Origin of the sequence: Curtobacterium sp. MCSS17_008, assembly GCF_003234185.1 — a bacterium.
Lineage (GTDB): Bacteria > Actinomycetota > Actinomycetes > Actinomycetales > Microbacteriaceae > Curtobacterium.
Window position 1 is genome coordinate 1 of sequence record NZ_QKSM01000020.1, and the last position, 14,426, is coordinate 14,426.

At 68.4% G+C, this 14,426-nt stretch carries 14 protein-coding genes; 5 read left to right on the forward strand and 9 right to left on the reverse strand.

Annotated elements, in window-relative coordinates:
• Nucleotides 1–88: 88 nt before the first annotated feature.
• The 6 genes from DEJ23_RS14295 to nrdH form a co-directional block, all read right to left on the reverse strand.
• Entirely contained in the window at nucleotides 89–511 is a 423-nt protein-coding gene (locus DEJ23_RS14295) for a GNAT family N-acetyltransferase (protein ID WP_258375585.1), read from the reverse strand.
• Nucleotides 512–547: 36 nt separating this feature from the next.
• Complete coding sequence (locus tag DEJ23_RS14300; protein ID WP_146240312.1) at nucleotides 548–964, reverse strand: hypothetical protein; 417 nt, start codon at nucleotides 962–964, stop codon at nucleotides 548–550.
• Nucleotides 965–1,821: 857 nt separating this feature from the next.
• On the reverse strand, nucleotides 1,822–2,823 hold the full coding sequence (nrdF, locus tag DEJ23_RS14310; RefSeq protein ID WP_058727722.1) for a class 1b ribonucleoside-diphosphate reductase subunit beta: 1,002 nt from the start codon (nucleotides 2,821–2,823) through the stop codon (nucleotides 1,822–1,824).
• 94 nt (nucleotides 2,824–2,917) lie between these two features.
• Nucleotides 2,918–5,023, reverse strand: a complete 2,106-nt coding sequence (gene nrdE, locus DEJ23_RS14315; RefSeq protein ID WP_111240908.1) for a class 1b ribonucleoside-diphosphate reductase subunit alpha — start codon at nucleotides 5,021–5,023, stop codon at nucleotides 2,918–2,920.
• A 17-nt stretch (nucleotides 5,024–5,040) separates the two neighbouring features.
• Nucleotides 5,041–5,457, reverse strand: a complete 417-nt coding sequence (nrdI, locus tag DEJ23_RS14320; RefSeq protein ID WP_111240909.1) for a class Ib ribonucleoside-diphosphate reductase assembly flavoprotein NrdI — start codon at nucleotides 5,455–5,457, stop codon at nucleotides 5,041–5,043.
• Nucleotides 5,458–5,569: 112 nt separating this feature from the next.
• Nucleotides 5,570–5,803: a glutaredoxin-like protein NrdH gene (gene nrdH, locus DEJ23_RS14325; protein WP_058727719.1), complete on the reverse strand. Its 234-nt coding sequence runs from the start codon at nucleotides 5,801–5,803 to the stop codon at nucleotides 5,570–5,572.
• Nucleotides 5,804–6,192: 389 nt separating this feature from the next.
• On the opposite strand from nrdH, the gene DEJ23_RS14330 reads away from it, so the two are divergent.
• Together DEJ23_RS14330 and DEJ23_RS14335 are read left to right on the forward strand one after the other, a co-directional pair.
• Nucleotides 6,193–7,398 (forward strand): MFS transporter, encoded by a 1,206-nt coding sequence (locus tag DEJ23_RS14330; RefSeq protein ID WP_111240910.1) that lies wholly within the window; start codon nucleotides 6,193–6,195, stop codon nucleotides 7,396–7,398.
• Between the two features lie 48 nt (nucleotides 7,399–7,446).
• A complete protein-coding gene (locus DEJ23_RS14335; protein ID WP_111240911.1) occupies nucleotides 7,447–8,265 on the forward strand; it encodes an aldo/keto reductase in 819 nt (272 codons plus the stop codon).
• A 148-nt stretch (nucleotides 8,266–8,413) separates the two neighbouring features.
• Here the strand turns inward: DEJ23_RS14335 and DEJ23_RS14340 are convergent, their stop codons facing one another.
• Nucleotides 8,414–8,752, reverse strand: a complete 339-nt coding sequence (locus DEJ23_RS14340) for a hypothetical protein (RefSeq protein ID WP_111240912.1) — start codon at nucleotides 8,750–8,752, stop codon at nucleotides 8,414–8,416.
• 97 nt (nucleotides 8,753–8,849) lie between these two features.
• Between DEJ23_RS14340 and DEJ23_RS14345 the strand changes: the two genes are divergently transcribed.
• A complete protein-coding gene (locus DEJ23_RS14345) occupies nucleotides 8,850–9,698 on the forward strand; it encodes a LysM domain-containing protein (protein ID WP_111240913.1) in 849 nt (282 codons plus the stop codon).
• 65 nt (nucleotides 9,699–9,763) lie between these two features.
• Nucleotides 9,764–10,285, forward strand: a complete 522-nt coding sequence (locus DEJ23_RS14350; protein WP_111240914.1) for a ribonuclease H — start codon at nucleotides 9,764–9,766, stop codon at nucleotides 10,283–10,285.
• Between the two features lie 57 nt (nucleotides 10,286–10,342).
• Here DEJ23_RS14350 and DEJ23_RS14355 read toward each other — a convergent pair whose 3' ends face one another.
• Together DEJ23_RS14355 and DEJ23_RS14360 are read right to left on the reverse strand one after the other, a co-directional pair.
• Nucleotides 10,343–10,594, reverse strand: a complete 252-nt coding sequence (locus DEJ23_RS14355; RefSeq protein ID WP_111240915.1) for a DUF6458 family protein — start codon at nucleotides 10,592–10,594, stop codon at nucleotides 10,343–10,345.
• A 108-nt stretch (nucleotides 10,595–10,702) separates the two neighbouring features.
• A complete protein-coding gene (locus tag DEJ23_RS14360; RefSeq protein ID WP_111240916.1) occupies nucleotides 10,703–13,264 on the reverse strand; it encodes an RNA helicase in 2,562 nt (853 codons plus the stop codon).
• A 106-nt stretch (nucleotides 13,265–13,370) separates the two neighbouring features.
• Between DEJ23_RS14360 and DEJ23_RS14365 the strand changes: the two genes are divergently transcribed.
• Complete coding sequence (locus DEJ23_RS14365; RefSeq protein ID WP_181429282.1) at nucleotides 13,371–14,393, forward strand: LLM class flavin-dependent oxidoreductase; 1,023 nt, start codon at nucleotides 13,371–13,373, stop codon at nucleotides 14,391–14,393.
• Nucleotides 14,394–14,426: the final 33 nt, after the last annotated feature.

Here is a 14,426-nt window from a genome sequence, read left to right on the forward strand (position 1 = left end):
AATCACATCACGGCGGAACTCTTCCGGATACGCCTTCACCATGGCGCACATCCTTCCAGCAGGAGCCAACGCTCCTACCTGTCAGGAGTCAACCGAACCTGCAGCAGTCCCCGGTGACGCGTCGAAGCTGGAGCGCGTCGAATGCTGCGGTCAGGAGGCCGCGTGCCAGGTCCGTCCCGAGTCCTCGTCCAGCCAGGTCGGGTTGCAGCATGTAGCCGATGACCCCTTGCGTGCCCTGGGGCATCCCTGGCTGTCCGAGGCCGTCGGTGACGTCGAGGAAGCCCAGGCCGGCGAGCCGGCCGTCCAGCTCCGCAATGCACGAGAAGTCGGTGTCGCTGTCGGGGATGCTCGCCCACTCTCGGGCGTAGGCGTCCGGGTCGACGTGCGTGCGGAGCATGAACCGGTTGACGACCGGGTTGTTCCGCAGCGCGACGAGCTGGTCTGCGTCCTCGGGTCGGGGGTCGCGGAGGAGGAGAGCTCCGCTCAGAGCGGGCCAAGGAGCGGTGCGCATGCTGTCATCGTCTCAGGCGCAAGGCCCGGAGAGCGATCAGCTATCGAGATGAGGACGGCGAGGGCGCGTCGCTCCGTCGGAGCTCCAGAGCGGCCGGGCGGTGAGCAGCAGGAACAGCAGAAACGCCGGCTGGGTGACAAGCCCGGGCCCTGCGAGGGCGGGATGCGTAGACGCCGCAAACCAGTTGACCGTGACGTCCGCGACCATCGTGGCCACTCCAGCAAGAACGCCTGCTCGGAGCTTGGTGAGGAGCAGGACGACGATCACAGGGTCGACGACGGTAAGCGAGATCCAGAACCATCGGACCGGTTCGGATGCGTTGTCGTAGACGTTCACTCCCGTGGCGATCAGTTCGGTCAGGTGAGTCAGCGTTCCGACACTGAAACCGAGCACCCACAGCGCCGTCATGAGCGTGAGGCGTCGACCGTATCGTTTCGCGTCAGCAGCCCCCACTCGTTCAGACTACGGACGCTCGACGGCATCCGATAGCCGATCCTCTACCGGCCCCAATCGGCCACGGACGTTCGCTTTGATCACTCACGTCTAGGCCGGACGGGCCCATGAAGTGCGAAGCCGATCGCTCCCACCACCGCGAGCACCAATCCGAAAGCAGCGATGACCAGCCCGGCCGCCACGAGTCCGAGGTAGTCCTCCCCGAGGCCGACGCCGAGAAGCGCCATGACGAGGCCTCCTGCCGACGCCCCCGCGCCGATCGCAAGGCCGAGTACGCGAGGCGGGAGCCGAGACAGCATGCTTGCATTCAACTCCTCACGATCGGCGGCCGATCATCGTTCGGCCCCGTCTCAATAGCCGGTCGTTCACCGGTCTCGGCTCGACACGCACGAACAGGGAGCCGTCGGCTCCCTCCGCTATCGCGGCATCGCTGACATCGTTACCCGCCCGCTGGCTGACCCCCGTCTCATATAGGTAGTCCGCTACCTCTCGCAGTGGAGGTGCGCTATCCGGACGCGTGCACGAAGTTGGCCGCCTCGGCGATGGCCAGGGCCCAGGAGGACTCATCGTGACAGCGCTCGGCGACTAGTTGTATGCGAAGGAAGCAAGCTACCTGCGCGCCGGCAGAGCGACACGTCCGCTCCGATCGCACGCCGCGAAACCATGCCGCCGAACGCTGCCTTCGGCTTATGCTCACCAATGGCCTCCACCCAACTTCGCATGACGGCACCCAAAGTCAGCCGACGCATCGGGCTGGATACCCAGACTTCGATGCAAGAACCCAATCATGCGTGCCATCCGACAAGAACGCCCCGCCGGCCGAAGCCAGCGGGGCGCCCCCACGAGTCAAAGCGGGATCAGAAGTCCCAGTCCTCGTCCTCCGTCACGACGGCCTTGCCGATGACGTACGACGAGCCCGACCCCGAGAAGAAGTCGTGGTTCTCGTCCGCGTTCGGCGACAGCGCCGACAGGATCGCCGGGTTCACGTCCGTCGTCTCCTTGGGGAACATCGGCTCGTAGCCCAGGTTCATCAGCGCCTTGTTGGCGTTGTAGTGCAGGAACTTCTTGACGTCCTCGGTCAGCCCGACACCGTCGTAGAGGTCCTGCGTGTACTGCACCTCGTTCTCGTAGAGCTCGAAGAGGAGCGAGAACGTGTAGTCCTTGATTTCCTGCTTGCGCTCCTCGGAAGCACCCTCGAGGCCCTTCTGGAACTTGTACCCGATGTAGTACCCGTGGACGGCCTCGTCGCGGATGATCAGGCGGATCAGGTCGGCGGTGTTGGTCAGCTTGGCGCGCGAGGACCAGTACATCGGCAGGTAGAAGCCGGAGTAGAACAGGAACGACTCGAGCAACGTCGAGGCGACCTTGCGCTTCAGGGGGTCGTCACCCGTGTAGTAGTCGAGGACGATCTGGGCCTTCTTCTGCAGGTTCGGGTTCTCCGTGGACCAGCGGAAGGCGTCGTCGATCTCGGGCGTCGATGCGAGCGTCGAGAAGATCGACGAGTAGCTCTTCGCGTGCACCGACTCCATGAACGCGATGTTCGTGTAGACGGCCTCTTCGTGCGGGGTGATCGCGTCGGGGATCAGGCTGATCGCACCGACGGTGCCCTGGATGGTGTCGAGCAGCGTCAGGCCGGTGAAGACCCGCATGGTGAGCTGCTGCTCCTCCGGCGTGAGCGTGTTCCACGACTGCACGTCGTTCGACAGCGGCACCTTCTCGGGCAGCCAGAAGTTGTTGACCAGCCGGTTCCAGACCTCGACGTCCTTGTCGTCCTGGATGCGGTTCCAGTTGATGGCACTGACCGCGCTGATCAGCGGGATGGACTTGCCCGTGGCGTGGACCGGGTCGGTGAGGGTCATGGCTTTCTTCCGGGTGGTGGTGGACAGGACGATCGAACGGACTGGAGGCGCGGGGCGGGGTCCGCCCCGCGCCTCCAGGAAGAGAGCAGCAGCTCTACAGCATGCAGCTGACGCAGCCCTCGACCTCGGTGCCCTCGAGGGCGAGCTGGCGCAGACGGATGTAGTAGATCGTCTTGATGCCCTTGCGCCATGCGTAGATCTGGGCCTTGTTGATGTCGCGCGTGGTGGCGGTGTCCTTGAAGAACAGCGTCAGCGACAGACCCTGGTCGACGTGCTGGGTGGCAGCGGCGTAGGTGTCGATGATCTTCTCGGGGCCGATCTCGTACGCGTCCTGGTAGTAGTCCAGGTTGTCGTTCGTCATGAACGGCGCCGGGTAGTAGACGCGACCGAGCTTGCCTTCCTTGCGGATCTCGATCTTCGACGCGATCGGGTGGATCGACGACGTCGAGTGGTTGATGTACGAGATCGAACCGGTCGGCGGGACGGCCTGCAGGTTCTGGTTGTAGATGCCGTACTGCTGGATGGACGCCTTCAGCGCCTTCCAGTCGTCCTGCGTCGGGATCGCGATGTTCGCGTCGGCGAACAGCGAAGCGACGCGGGCGGTCGCCGGCACCCAGGCCTGGTCGGTGTACTTGTCGAAGAACTCACCCGACGCGTACTTCGAGTCACGGAAGCCGTCGAACGTCTCCCCCGTCTCGATCGCGATGTTGTTCGAAGCGCGCAGGGCGTGGAACAGCACCGTGTAGAAGTAGATGTTCGTGAAGTCGATGCCCTCTTCGGAGCCGTAGTAGACGCGCTCACGAGCGAGGTAACCGTGCAGGTTCATCTGGCCGAGACCGATGGCGTGCGACTTGTCGTTGCCGTCCTCCACCGAGCGGACCGACGAGATGTGCGACATCTGCGAGACCGAGGTGAGGCCGCGGATCGCCGTCTCGATGGTCTTGCCGAAGTCCGGCGAGTCCATCGTCAGCGCGATGTTCAGCGAGCCGAGGTTGCAGGAGATGTCCTTGCCGATCTCCTTGTAGGACAGGTCCTCGTTGAAGGTCGTCGGGGTGTTGACCTGCAGGATCTCCGAGCACAGGTTGGACATGTTGATCCGACCCTTGATCGGGTTGGCCTTGTTCACCGTGTCCTCGAACACGATGTACGGGTAGCCCGACTCGAACTGGATCTCGGCGATGGTCGTGAAGAAGTCACGCGCCTTGATCTTCGTCTTCTTGATGCGCGAGTCGTCGACCATCGCGCGGTAGTTCTCGGAGATCGGGACGTCACCGAACGGGACGCCGTAGACCTTCTCGACGTCGTACGGCGAGAACAGGTACATGTCCTCGTTGTTCTTCGCGAGCTCGAACGTGATGTCCGGCACGACGACACCGAGCGACAGCGTCTTGATGCGGATCTTCTCGTCCGCGTTCTCGCGCTTGGTGTCGAGGAACTTCATGATGTCGGGGTGGTGCGCCGACAGGTAGACGGCACCGGCACCCTGGCGCGCGCCGAGCTGGTTCGCGTATGAGAAGGAGTCTTCCAGCAGCTTCATCACGGGGATGATGCCCGACGACTGGTTCTCGATCTGCTTGATCGGGGCGCCGGCCTCGCGGATGTTGGAGAGGAGCAGGGCCACGCCGCCGCCGCGCTTCGAGAGCTGCAGCGAGGAGTTGATGCCGCGCGAGATCGACTCCATGTTGTCCTCGATGCGGAGGAGGAAGCAGGAGACGAGCTCGCCGCGCTGGGCCTTCGCGGTGTTGAGGAACGTCGGGGTCGCGGGCTGGAAGCGGCCCGCGATGATCTCCTCGACGAGGTCGATCGCGAGCTGCTCGTTGCCCTGCGCCAGGCCGAGGGCGGTCATCACGACGCGGTCCTCGAAGCGCTCGAGGTAGCGCTTGCCGTCGAACGTCTTGAGCGTGTAGCTCGTGTAGTACTTGAACGCACCGAGGAACGTCTGGAACCGGAACTTCTTCGAGTACGCCAGGTCGTTGAGCTGCTGGATGAACTCGAGCGAGTACTGGTCGATCGTCTCGCGCTCGTAGTACTCGTTCTCGACCAGGTAGTCGAGCCGCTCCTTCAGGTTGTGAAAGAAGACGGTGTTCTGGTTGACGTGCTGCAGGAAGAACTGCTTCGCGGCCTCACGATCCTTGTCGAACTGGATGTTCCCGTCCGCGTCGTAGAGGTTGAGCATCGCGTTGAGGGAGTGGTAGTCCATTCCCGTCTGCGGCGACGTCAGATCGACGTCTGCAACTGCTGCGTCCAAAATGCATCCAATCCAGTGTTGACGGCCAGCACGTCATCAGGCGTGCCGAAGAGCTCGAAGCGGTACAGGAGCGGGACGCCGCACTTCTGCGCGATGACGTCCCCGGCGAGCCCGTAGGCCTCGCCGAAGTTCGTGTTGCCCCCGACGATCACACCGCGGATGAGCGAGCGGTTGCGTTCGTCGTTGAGGAACTTGATGACCTGCTTGGGAACCGCGCCCTGCCCGTTGCCGCCGCCGTACGTGGGCAACACGAGCACGTACGGCTCGTCCACGCGGAGGAACGGGTCGCTCGGGAAGAGCGGGATGCGGTCCGCGTCACGGCCGAGCTTCTCGATGAAGCGGGCCGTGTAACCGGACACGCTCGAGAAGTAGACGAGGCGACTCATGTGCGCGCTCCTTGTGAGAGGTGCGGACAGCAGATCGGTGGGGGCCTGACGGAGGTGCTGTGCGCCTCCCGGCCGGCGGAGGTGCGGGTCCCGGTGACGGGACCCGCACGGCTCACGCGAGTTCGGCGCTGAGCGTCGCGATCTTGTCGGGACGGAAGCCCGACCAGTGGTCGTCGTCGGTCACGACGACGGGAGCCTGCATGTAGCCGAGCGACTTGACGTGCTCGAGCGCGGCCTCGTCCGCTGAGACGTCGAGCACCTCGTACTGGATGCCCTTGTTGTCGAGCGCGCGGTACGTCGCGGTGCACTGGACGCAGGACGGCTTGGTGTAGACGGTGACGGCCATGATCTCCCCTGGTTCTTGCTGGGTGTTTCGTGCTGTGGAGGGTGGTGCTGATGCCTGTGCGCAGACGAGTCCGGGAGGGGCCGCTGCGATGGCTCCACACTACATCTAGTGGCTGGCTGCGTCACCGACCACAAGAGGAAGTGTTACAGCCGTGTAGTTCTCCACAAGCCCCTCCACAATGTGAACACCTCGGGGAGGCCCGTGATTCCGCCAGTCTGCGGCCGACCACCGACACTTCCCCACAAGCGTGGACAGCCTCGATCCACATGTGTGGAATCGGCGCGTCGGCGTGTCGCAGAGGTCACGCCGGAGCACCGGTCCGACCAGGTCTGTCCCAAGCACCCCCGGACGGGTGACGGCACGATCCGTCCGGTCCGTACACTCGTCACGTGAGCGCGTACGGCACCCTGCTGAAGTCCCCCGGAGTCGGTCGCGTCATCGCCGCGCAGCTCACCGCACGCTTCCCGTTCGGCATGCTGTCGCTCGCGTACCTGCTGCACGTCGAGCACGTCTTCCACTCGTACGGGGCGGCCGGGCTCGTGCTCGCGACGACGAGCATCGGCCAGGCGATCGCCGGCCCCCTGACGAGCCGGTGGATGGGGAGCTGGGGCATGCGGCCCGTCCTGATCCTCACGACTGCGGTCGCACTGGCGAGCATGGTCGTGATCGCGTTCACCACGATGCCGCTGTGGGGCTACGTCGTCGTCGGGTTCCTGGGCGGCCTCGCGGTCCCGCCCGTGCAGCCCGCGGTGCGCACGATCTACCCGAAGATGGTGACCTCGTCGCAGCTCACCCCGCTGTTCTCCCTCGACGCCAGCGCGCAGGAGCTCATCTGGGTCGCCGGCCCGGTCATCACCACGTTCGTCGCGACGCAGGTCGGCACGGTCGAGGCGATCGTCGTCGCCATGGTGTTCCTCGTGGTCGGCGGCGTGTGGTTCATCGCGTCCCCCGAGCTCGGCCGTGTGCGCATCCCCCGGTCGAAGCGCGCGTTCGGCGTCGTGCTCAAGCGCCCGTCGGTGATCGTCGCGACGCTGACCGGCCTGCTGCTCATCGGCGCGTGCTCCGCGGTCGAGGCCAGCGTGACCAGCGTCTTCGGCGAGGGCAGCCCGAACGCGGGCATCGTCCTCGCGGTGTTCGCGATCGGGTCGCTCGCCGGCGGTCTCGCCCTGGGCCACCGACCGATCTCGAAGAACACGCTCTGGGCCCGCATGTCGATCGTCTTCGTCGGGCTCGCGCTGGCGGTCGGCGGCACCGACTTCTGGTGGCTCTGCCTGGCACTCGTCATCGCCGGCGCCGGCATCGCCCCGGCCCTCGCCGTCATGTTCGGCTCGGTGTCCGCGACGGTCAAGTTCTCGGACACCGCCGAGGCGTACGGCTGGATGGGCACCGGCCAGCTCATCGGCGCCGCGGGTGGATCGGCCGTCGCCGGGTTCCTCATCGACGCGAACGGCCCGACGGGCGGCATGACCGTCGGTGCGGTCATGGCCGCGGCCGGCGTGCTGCTCCCCCTCTTCACACGCCGGTGGCTGCCCGACCTGCGCGGGCGCGACGCGAGTCCGCTGCCCGACACCGAGCCGGTGACACTCCCGAGCTGACGGCCGGGAGGCGCGACACACCTCCGCCTCGATCGGCAGGATGGGTGCATGGCCACCTCCTTCCCCCTCCGCGACGGCCGGACGATCCCCGCCGTCGGCTTCGGCGTCTACAAGGTCGACGACGCCGAGGCGGAGACCGCCGTCGCGACGGCACTCGATGCCGGGTACCGTCACGTCGACACCGCCGAGATGTACGGCAACGAGGTCGGCGTCGGGAAGGCGATCCGCGCCTCCTGGCTGGACCGCGACGACGTGTTCGTGACGACGAAGGTGTGGAACGACCACCAGGGGCGTGACGCGACCCTGCGGGCGTTCGACGCGAGCCTCGAGCGGCTCGGCCTCGACGCCGTCGACCTGTACCTGATCCACTGGCCGGCCGCGGTGAACGACCGCTACGTCCAGACCTGGCGGACGCTCGTGGAACTGCGCGAGCAGGGGCGGGCACGGAGCGTCGGCGTCTCGAACTTCCAGGTGCCACACCTGCAGCGCGTGATCGACGAGACCGGCGAGGTCCCCGCGGTGAACCAGGTCGAACGCCACCCGTGGCTGCCGCAGCACGAGCTGATGGCCTTCCACGAGCAGCACGGCATCGTGACCGAGGCCTGGTCGCCGCTCGGGCGCGGGCGGCTCGTCGACGAACCCGTGCTCACGCGGGTCGCGGACGCGCACGGGGTGAGCGTCGCGCAGGTGCTCGTGCGGTGGAACGTGCAGCAGGGCGTCGTCGTGCTGCCGAAGTCCGTCACGCCGTCGCGCATCCGGTCGAACCTCGACGTCGACGGCTTCACGCTGACCGACGCGGACCTCGCGGCGATCGCGACCCTCGAGTCCGGGCAGCGGACGGGGTCGCACCCGGACTCGGTGTCCTGAGGGACGGGGTACTCGGCGGTCCGGCGCGTCGGAGCACACGCGGACACCGGCCTCGACGGCTTCTCCGGACCACAGCTCGTGGCCTCCTGGGACGTCCGCGACGGCGAGGGACTCGTCCGCGCGCTCGACCTCGCCGCCGGCGGACGGATCAGCCCTCGCGGTCCTCCTCGGACTGCCACGGCAGGTTGAGGTCACCGGGCTCGGGCTCGACGTCGCCGGCGTCGTCGGCACCACCCGTCCCGGGGGCCGCGATCACCCTGGACGGGTCGATGCCGTCCTCCTCCAGGTCCGCCCGGTCGCGCTGCTGGGTCTGGGACGCGACCATCTCCCGCTCACTCGACGGGCTGTACGAGGTGTCGGCGGCTCGCTGCTCGCGCTCGCTCACACCGTCCACGTCGTCGCTGTGCGCCGCGTCGCGGAGCTCCTCGTTGCGGGCACGGTCGTCGGACGGCTCGGGGCCGGGGGCACTCGGGATGCTGTCGCTCATGCGTCGAACAGTAGGCGTCGTCGCTCCGTACCGGTTCGGTCACGGCGACCTCGACCCGGTTCCCGCTCGACTACGGTGCTCTGGGAGGGGGATCCGCATGGGACGCACGACCGCCACGGTGTCGATCGCACTGGTCGGGGTGAGCACGCTGCTGCTCGCAGGCTGCTCGTTGTCCGGCGGCGACGACCCGCTGCCGAAGCCGACCGGCCACGCGGCGCCGAGCACGACGGCGACGCCGGCACCGGTCGACCGCACGAGCGACTCGGCCGAGGGGGTGTCGTCGCAACAGGCGGTCCCTGCGGGCACGGTCGTCGCCGAGACCGACGCCGTGTCGAGGTCGGGCGACACCGCGATCCACGTCCGGGTCGTCGCGGACGACCACGGCACGTTCGACGCACAGCTCTCCGGGTACCGCACGACGAACCCGCAACCGATGTCGGTGCAGTTCCGACGCGCGGCGCAGTACGGCGACGGCGGGGATGCACGAGCGGTCGCCACCACCCGGTGGACCGCCGGCGAGCAGCCGCCCACGACGATCAGCCTGGCGGACGGTGGGCCGTACCCGGACTGGCTCCACACGGTCGTCCTGGTGCCGGACCAGTGGGACGGTGACGACAGCGAGCGCCCCTGGGTCCACAAGGTGCTCGCGATCGGCGAGCTCGACTGGTCGATCCCGAACCCCGAGCCGGACCTGCACGTCACCCTCGGGAAGGCTCGTCCGGGAGCGTACGGCTACGCATTCGACGCCGACGACGAGACCCTCCGGGGCACGGACGGCGTGCCGGTGAGCTACCGGGTCAACGAGGGCGACGACCAGACGACGATCGCGGAGCGCTTCGGCATCACGGTCGCACAGCTGCGGTGGCTCAACCCGAGCATGCAGACGAACGGCCAGGGCTGGGTGCTCGCGGGCTCCTGGATCAACCTGGACCCGGCCTCCCGCTGAAGGCCGGTGCCGCTGCGCGTCCGTTACGCTCGTCCAGCACCCCGCACCACCCAGGAGGCCACATCGTGACCATCGTCGCCGCCGCAGACGGCTCCGCCCTCGGCAACCCCGGACCGGCCGGCTGGGCCTGGTACGTCGACGACGACCGCTGGGCGGCCGGTGGCTGGCCGCGGGCGACGAACAACATCGGTGAGCTCACCGCGGTGCTGCAGCTGCTCCGCGCCACGAAGGACACCGGGGAACCACTGCACATCCTGTGCGACAGCCAGTACGCGATCAAGGCGTGCACCGAGTGGCTCGCCGGGTGGAAGCGCAAGGGCTGGCGCAAGGCCGACGGCAAGCCGGTCCTGAACGTCGAGATCATCAAGGAGCTCGACGCCGAGCTGCAGGGCCGCGAGGTCACCTTCGAGTGGGTCCGCGGGCACGTCGGCCACGAGATGAACGAGGCCGCCGACGTCCGCGCTCGTGGCGCCGCGACCGCCTACCAGAACCGCACCGAGGTGCCGTCCGGCCCGGGCTGGCCGGGCACGGACGTCACGCCCGCTCCGGAACCGACGCAGGTCGAACCGCCGGCCACCCTGTTCTGACCGGTGGAACGACGACGGGCCCGGGCGGTGTCACCGCCCGGGCCCGTCGTCGTGGGTTCAGTACGTGCCGTCGCGGCGGTCCTGCCGGGTGATCTGTTCCCCCGACGCCGGGTCGACGCCCGACCGGGTGGTGGTCGTGCTCCGACGGCCACCGAAGGCGACCGCGAGGCTGATGATGAGCAGGACGACGCCCGCGGCCATCAGGATGTAGCCGATCAGGCGCAAGTCGATGCCGGCGACCTGGAAGTCGACCGCGAACGCGACGATCGCGCCGATGACGATCAGGGCGATGCTCGATCCGATGCGCATGACGGGTCCTTCCGTGGAGTGTCCCCGTCCGGGCCGTCCGGGGCTGGCATCGAACGTACCCGGACCGCGGCGGACGCGTTCCGGGTGACCGCGGACCGCGGGCCGCCCTCAGTCCACGTCGACCTCGGACCACCCGTCGAACCGTCCGATCTCGGTGACCCGCACGACGGCCTCCCCCGCCTCGTCCGACGCGTCGAGGTCGATCGTGGCGGAGAACCCGAAGTCCTTGTCGCCCTCGGGGTCGGCGAAGATCTGCCGCGCACGCCAGGTCCGTCCGGCACCGTTCTCGTCGAGCACCAGGTACTGCATCGACCTGGCGTCCCCGTCGGTCCCGATGCTGTCGTGCTCCTCGTAGTACTCCTCGAGCACGTTGTCCCACGCCGACCGGTCGAACCCGCTGGTGGCGTCGAGCATCCCGAGCCCCTCGGGGTCGTCCGCCGCGGCGAGCAGCACCCGCTGGAACAGGGCGTTGCGCACGAGCACCCGGAACGCCCGCGGGTTCCCCGTGAGCCGTGCCGGTTGCGGCGGCGCGATCTCGTCGTGTTCTGCCTCGGCGAGCGCCACGTCCCCGTTGACCAGGGCCTCCCACTCGTCGACGAGCGACGAGTCGGTCTGCCGCACGACCTCGCCGAGCCACTCGATCAGGTCCGCGAGCTCCGGGGTCCGCTGCTCCTCGGAGATGGTCTGGCGCATGGTCCGGTAGGCGTCGGAGAGGTACCGGAGGACGAGCCCCTCGGACCGCGTGAGCTGGTAGAACCGCACGAAGTCGCCGAAGGTCATGGCCCGCTCGTACATGTCGCGGACGACGGCCTTGGGTGAGAGTGCGAAGTCGAGCACCCACGGCTGCTCGGCGGCGTAGGCCTCGTACGCGGCGGTCAGCAGCTCGTCGAGCGGCTTGGGCCAGGTCACCTCCTCGAGCAGCTCCATCCGCTCCTCGTACTCGATGCCCTCCTGCTTCATCCGCGCGACGGCCTCGCCGCGCTCCTTGAACTGCTGCTGCGCGAGGATCGCACGCGGGTCGTCGAGCGTCGCCTCGACGATGGACACCATGTCGAGGGCGTACGTCGGCGACTCGGGGTCGAGCAGCTCGAACGCGGCGAGCGCGAACGGCGACAGCGGCTGGTTGAGCGCGAAGTTGACGGGCAGGTCGACGGTCATCCGGTACTGCCCGTCGACCTTCTCGATCACCCGGGCGTTGATCAGCGTGCGAGCGATCGACAGCGCACGCCTGGCCATCGCTAGCTGCCGGGCACGCGGCTCGTGGTTCTCGAACACGAGGGAGCGGACGTCGGCGAAGGCGTCTCCCCCTCGTGCCACCACGGCGAGCACCATCGCGTGCGTGATGCGCATCCGCGACACCATCGGTTCGGGTTCGGCGGCGATGAGCCGCTCGAAGGACGCCGGCCCCCACGAGACGAAGCCCTCGGGTGCCTTCTTCTTCTTGACCTTGTTCTTCTTCTTCGGGTCGTCACCGGCCTTGGCGACCGCGCGCGCGTTCTCGATCTCGTGCTCGGGCGCCTCGGCGACGACGTCACCCTCGGTGTCGTACCCGGCGCGACCGGCCCGGCCGGCGATCTGGTGGAACTCGCGGGCGGACAGCTGCCGCATCCGCGAGCCGTCGAACTTCGTCAGCCCGGTGAGCAGCACGGACCGGATGGGCACGTTGATGCCGACGCCGAGGGTGTCGGTGCCGCAGATCACGGGCAGGAGCCCGCGCTGCGCGAGCTGCTCGACGAGCCGTCGGTACTTCGGCAGCATGCCCGCGTGGTGCACGCCGATGCCGGCCCGGATGAGGCGCGACAGGGTCTGCCCGAACCCGGCGCTGAACCGGAACCCGGCGATCGCCTCGGCGATCGCGTCCCGGCGCTCGCGCGACGCCACCTTCACGGACATGAGCGCCTGGGCCCGCTCGAGTGCGGCGGCCTGGGCGAAGTGGACGATGTAGACCGGCGCCTTGCCCTCCTCGAGCAGCCGCTCGACGGTCTCCTGCACCGGTGTGAGCACGTACTCGTACGACAACGGCACGGGCCGCGAGACACCGGTGACGCGCGCGGTCGGCCGCCCGGTCCGGCGGGACAGGTCGTCGGCGATGGTGGTGACGTCGCCGAGGGTCGCGGACATGAGGAGGAACTGCGCCCGCTCGAGCACCAGGAGCGGCACCTGCCACGCCCACCCGCGGTCGGGGTCGCCGTAGAAGTGGAACTCGTCCATGACGACGACGTCGACCTCGGCGTCGGGCCCCTGTCGGAGCGCCGTGTTCGCGAGGATCTCCGCCGTGCAGCAGATGATCGGGGCGTCGGCGTTGACGCTCGAGTCGCCCGTCACCATGCCGACGTTCTGGGCGCCGAACAGGTCGACGAGCTGGAAGAACTTCTCGGAGACGAGCGCCTTGATCGGCGCGGTGTAGTAGCTCCGCTTGCCCTCGGCCATCGCGGCGAAGTGGGCGCCGGCGGCGACGAGCGACTTGCCGGTGCCGGTCGGGGTGCTGAGCACGACGTTGGCCCCTGACACGAGCTCGATGAGCGCCTCGTCCTGCGCCGGGTAGAGCGGTCGGCCGCCCGCTTCCGCCCAGTCCGCGAAGGCCTGGTAGACCGCATCGGGGTCGACGGCGCCGCCGTCGGCGGCGGGGAGCGCTGCGACCAGCGGCGGCTGCGTGGAGACGTCGGTCATGGGCCCATCCTCCCAGGTGCGTCCGGACGGGAGGCGCGGGGCGGGCCCGTCCCGCGCCTCCCGTCCGCACCCTGGTCATGTTGAATACGCTGCATACACTTGGGCCGTGCGCGAACTCGGCTTCCTGTCCTTCGTCCCGAACCACGGCGGCACCGCGGGTGCGGCCGCCGCCCTCGAGGACGGCCTGCGGCTGTTCGAGACCGCCGAGTCGCTCGGCTACGGCACCGGCTGGGTGCGTGGCCGGCACTTCGAGCCGTTCCTGACCAGCCCGATGACCTTCTTCGCGGCCGCAGCCCAGCGCACCAGCACGATCGGCTTCGGCACCGCCGTGCTCGGCATGCGGTACGAGGACCCGGTGCGCCTGGCCGAGGACGCCAGCACCGTCGACCTGCTCAGCGGCGGTCGCGTCCAACTCGGCATCAGCACGGGCATCGCCGGGTACGGACCGATCCTCGATCCGGTGTTCGGTGCGTCCGAACGCAGCTTCCGCGACGAGGCCGAGACGCGCGCGGCACGGCTGCTCGAGGTGCTCGACGGGAAGCCCTTGGCCAGTGCCGGCACGGGCTACGAGAGCATCCCCGCCGGTGCCGACCTGACGCTGCAGCCGCTGTCGCCGGACCTGCGGAGCCGGGTCTGGTGGGGCGGCGGCAGCATGGGCACCGCGGTCCGGACGGCCGAGAAGGGCTTGCTGCTGCACTGCTCGACCCTGAACACCGAGGACACGGGCGCACCCTTCGCCGAGGCGCAGGCCGACCAGATCGCCGCGTACCGAGCACGCTTCGCGGAACTGCAGGGTGCCGGCGAGCACACCGACCGCACCCCGAAGGTCGCCGTCGGGCGGATCGTCGTCCCGCTGCTCGACGACCACGACCGCGAGGTCCACGACGAGTTCATCACCGGCTACGCGAGCGGGATGGACGACGAGGGTCGACCGCTCAGCGGTCCACCGTTCCGGTTCAGCAAGGTCCTCTCCGGAGGGGTGGACGAGATCGTCGACGCCCTGGCGGCGGACCCCGCGGTCCAGGCGACCGACGAGCTCGTCGTCACCCTGCCGGCGAACGGCGACGCGGCGGCGCACGAGCGGATCCTGCGGATCGTGGCGGAGGAGATCGCACCGCGCGTGCGCTGATGCTCGCACCGGGTCAGGCATCCGGCCGGGGCT